At 69.6% G+C, this 3,162-nt stretch carries 4 protein-coding genes; all 4 read right to left on the bottom strand.

Features of this window, described 5'->3' with window-relative positions; translation table 11 throughout:
• The coding region (locus tag AC5RUJ_RS13415; RefSeq protein WP_494155994.1) for a metal ABC transporter permease at positions 1–845 on the bottom strand (845 nt) is incomplete at its 3' end.
• Complete coding sequence (locus tag AC5RUJ_RS13410) at positions 832–1,611, bottom strand: metal ABC transporter ATP-binding protein (protein WP_494000166.1); 780 nt, start codon at positions 1,609–1,611, stop codon at positions 832–834. The genes AC5RUJ_RS13410 and AC5RUJ_RS13415, both read right to left, overlap by 14 nt.
• Positions 1,608–2,516: a metal ABC transporter substrate-binding protein gene (locus AC5RUJ_RS13405; protein WP_494012460.1), complete on the bottom strand. Its 909-nt coding sequence runs from the start codon at positions 2,514–2,516 to the stop codon at positions 1,608–1,610. The genes AC5RUJ_RS13410 and AC5RUJ_RS13405 overlap by 4 nt, the downstream gene beginning before the upstream one ends.
• Positions 2,517–2,581: 65 nt before the next feature.
• The coding region (locus AC5RUJ_RS13400) for a class I SAM-dependent methyltransferase (protein WP_494155993.1) at positions 2,582–3,162 on the bottom strand (581 nt) is incomplete at its 5' end.

Genomic DNA, 3,162 nt, shown 5'->3' with positions numbered 1-3,162 from the left:
GTGCGGCGCCGGGCCAACTGCCAGATTACCCCGGTCCGCGGCGCGCCCAGGTAGACCACGAGGAAGACCAGGGCCTGGGCCAGGACCACCGCCGCGCCGGTGGCGACGTCCAGGTAGTAGCTGGCGTAGATGCCGGCGACCGAGGCGGCGGCGGTGACGGAGGCGGCGATCGCCAGCATGGCATCGAACCTGCGGGTCAGCAGGAACGCGGTCGCCCCCGGCGTGATGAGCATGGCCACCACCAGCACGATGCCGACCGCCTGCAGCCCGACGACGACGGTGATCGCCAGCAGCCCGAGCAGCAGCACCGACAGCCAGCGGGTGCTGAGCCCGATGGCATGGGCGTGGATGCGGTCGAAGGCGAACAGCGTCAGGTCGCGGCGCTTGAACAGCAGCACGCACAGCGCCACGGCGCCGAGGATGAGCACCTGCAGCAGTTCGCCGTCGCTGACGCCCAGCACGTTGCCGAAGAGGATGTGCTGCAGGTCGGTTTGGCTGGGCGTCTTGGAGATGATGGCCAGCCCGGCCGCGAAGAACGCCGTGAACACCACGCCGATCACGGTGTCGCCCTTCAGGCGGGTGGAGGATCGCACGCCGCCGATCAGCGCCACCGCCGCGGCGCCGAAGATGAAGGCGCCCAGCGAGAACGGCACCCCGACGATGTATGCCAGGGCGACGCCGGGGAGCACCGCGTGGGAGACCGCGTCGCCCATCAGCGACCAACCCATCAGGATCAGCCAGCAGGACAGCACAGCCGACACGACGGAGGCGGCCAGCGTTACCACCAGGGCGCGGGTAAGAAACCCGTACTGCAGGGGTTCCAGCAACCAGTTAAACAGCTCCACTGCGTGTTCCTTCCCCCGGACCGGCCAGCGCGGAGCCGAAGGCCAGGGCCAGGTTTTCGTTGGTGAGCACGTCTGCGGGCCGGCCGTGCGCGAGTATTTTCTGGTGCAGCAGGATGGCCTCGTCGCACAGCTGCGGGATGCCGGCCAGGTCGTGGGTGGAGATCAGGATCGTCCTGCCCTCGTCGCGCAGTTCCTTCAGCAGGGCGATCAGGACCGCCTCGGAGGCCTTGTCCACCCCGGCGAAGGGCTCATCGAGCAGCAGCAGGCCGGCGTGCTGGGCTATGCCGCGGGCCACGAAGGCGCGCTTGCGCTGGCCGCCGGAGAGTTCGCCGATCTGCCGGTGCTGCAGGTGGCTCAGGCCGGTGCGTTCCAGGGCTGCGTCGACCGCCTCGCGGTCCCGGCGGCGGGGGCGGCGCATGGGTCCGAGCCGGCCGTAGCGGCCCATCATCACGACGTCGCGCACGGAGACCGGAAAAGTCCAGTCGACGTCTTCGGACTGCGGCACGTAACTGGCCAGGTTCAGCTTCCGCGACTGCCGGGGCGACAGCCCAAACAGTTCCACCGTGCCCGACGCCGGGTGGACGAGTCCCATCAGCGACTTGAACAGGGTGGACTTCCCGGAGCCGTTGACCCCGATCAGGCCGCAGATGGTTCCCGGTGCCACCGTGGCGGAGACGCGGTCCAGGGCGACGACGTCGTTGTAGGCCACGGTGAGGCCGAGCACGGAGATGGCGGCGGCGCCGGGCGGGAGGTCGGGGGTGCTCACGGGGCCAGTCCTTCCTTGATCAGGGAGATGTCGTGCCGGATCAGCTCCAGGTGGGTGGGCACCGGGCCGTCCGGTCCCGAGAGGGAGTCCACGTACAGCGGCGTGATGAGGCGGGCGCCGGTGGCGGCGGCGACCTGCTGCATCGATTCCGGGTTGACGGTCGATTCGCAGAACACCGCCGGGATCCGGTGCTCGGAGACCTGGCCGATCACGTCCCTGATTTGCCGGGGTGTGCCCTCGGCATCGGAGTTCACCGGCCAGAGATAGGCCTCACGCAACCCGGCGTCGCGGGCCAGGTAGGAGAAGGCGCCTTCACAGCTGACCAAAGCCGGAACGGCCGACGGATCGGCGAAGGCCGACTCCAGGCCGGCCATCAGCACGTCCAGCTCCCGTTGGTATTCCGCGCCGTTGCGGCGAAAGTCGGCGGCGTGTGCGGGCAGCAGGCGGCTGAAGGCGTCCACGATGTTGTCCACATAGACCTTCGCCGCCTTCGGGGACATCCACGCGTGCGGGTTCGGCTTCCCGGCATAATTTCCGGCGGTGATGCCCACCGGCTCCACGCCGTCGCTGAGGACCACGTGCGGGGCCGGGACTGCATTCAGGAAGCGTGCGAACCAGCGTTCGAGGCCCAGCCCGTTGTCCAGGATGAGGTCCGCGTCCTGCGCCCGCACCAGGTCCGACGGCGTGGGCTGGTAGCCGTGGATCTCCGCGCCGACCTTGGTGATGGACGCGACCTCCACGTGGCCGCCGCCGATTGTGTCGGCCATGTCGGCCAGCACGGTGAACGTGGTCAGCACCAGCGGCCGCTCCGACGCGGCGGCGGACTGCGGCGGCGCCGCACAGCCGGTCGCCGCCAGCACGATGGCAACGGCCAGCAGGAACCCCCTCGCCCAAAGTTTCGGCATGCCTAAATTTTGCAGGACGGCCAGCCTCAAAACAACCGCGGGAGAAAAATGTCCGGGGACCGGGGTCAGATCTTCCTGGCCCGCCAGCTATGGGTCAGGTAGGGCAGGTCGATCATTGCCCCGGGGGAGTGGCCCAGATGGTCGTGCAGGTACCAGTCGAGGTTGCCCAGGACTTTCGCCCGGGTGGCCTCCGTCGCGCGCAGGTAGTAGCTGCGGGTTTTGACCAGCTCCATCACGTCGCCGGTGCTGAGCCGGTCCCGCCACCGGGTCTCGTGCCCTTCCGGCGGGTCGAACTCCGGGCCGACTCGGGGGCGGAAACCGGGCTTGAGCACGTCGCCGGCATGCATGATGCGCGAGAGGCGGTGCACCCACGGCACGCCGGTATCCAACTGGTTCCACACCAGGCCCAGGGTCCCGCCGGGCTTGAGGATGCGGGCGGCCTCGGTGCTCGCCCGCAACGGATCGGTCCAGTGCCAGGCCTGGGCCACGGTGACCACGTCCATGCCGGCGTCGGGGAGGCCGGTGTCCTCGGCGGTGCCCACCACGGTGGCCACGCCCGGAAGGTTCCGCTGCAGCTGCGCGAGCATGTCGGCCGAGGGATCCACCGCAACCACCCGCAGTCCGCGTGCGGCCAGGGCGGCGGTGT

The sequence above is a fragment of the Arthrobacter sp. Y3223164 genome, assembly GCF_059091005.1.
This window is presented reverse-complemented; position numbering and strand designations above follow the sequence as displayed.

Excerpts from the sequence above, each read along its gene's own strand:
- AC5RUJ_RS13405 (WP_494012460.1), bottom strand. The coding sequence starts at position 2,516 with ATGCCGAAACTTTGGGCGAGGGGGTTCCTGCTGGCCGTTGCCATCGTG.